The following is a 381-nucleotide window of genomic DNA, read 5'->3' as shown; positions in this document are numbered from 1 at the left end:
TCACCACATTATCAGTGTAATAAAGGCCCTATGCGCAAGAAATGTTATGTATGCCAGAAAGTCGTCAACATGGCTCAGGATTGTAGAGAGAGATTCAGTGCAGCTTCATTTAAGAATTACCAACAGACCCAAAAAAGGGATAGTAGTAGCGGACCAAAGGAGATTGAAAAAGTTTCCACCATCACGGGGGAGGCCGTTGAATCTGATAGCCTAGTGCAAGGTTTGTGTTCTCTAACTCGTACAATTGTAAGGGCCTTATATGATCCAGAGGTGACACACTCCTTTGAGTCTGATTATTATGGGGATGCCTTGAACCTACCAGCCAAGGAGCTTCAAGTTGACTTGCTTGTTTCTACACTAGCATTGGGTCTGGTGGTTGCT

1 protein-coding gene is annotated in these 381 nt (G+C 44.1%); it reads left to right on the top strand.

Translation table 11 applies throughout. The annotated features are described in order from the left end of the window. Positions 1-30: 30 nt before the first annotated feature. Positions 31-381 (top strand): hypothetical protein (locus tag B7P34_RS39885; RefSeq protein WP_353620292.1); only part of this gene is annotated, 351 nt, incomplete at its 3' end.

The sequence above is a fragment of the Streptosporangium nondiastaticum genome, assembly GCF_003011965.1.
Taxonomy (GTDB): Bacteria; Actinomycetota; Actinomycetes; order Streptomycetales; family Streptomycetaceae; genus Streptomyces; species Streptomyces nondiastaticus.
This window is presented reverse-complemented; position numbering and strand designations above follow the sequence as displayed.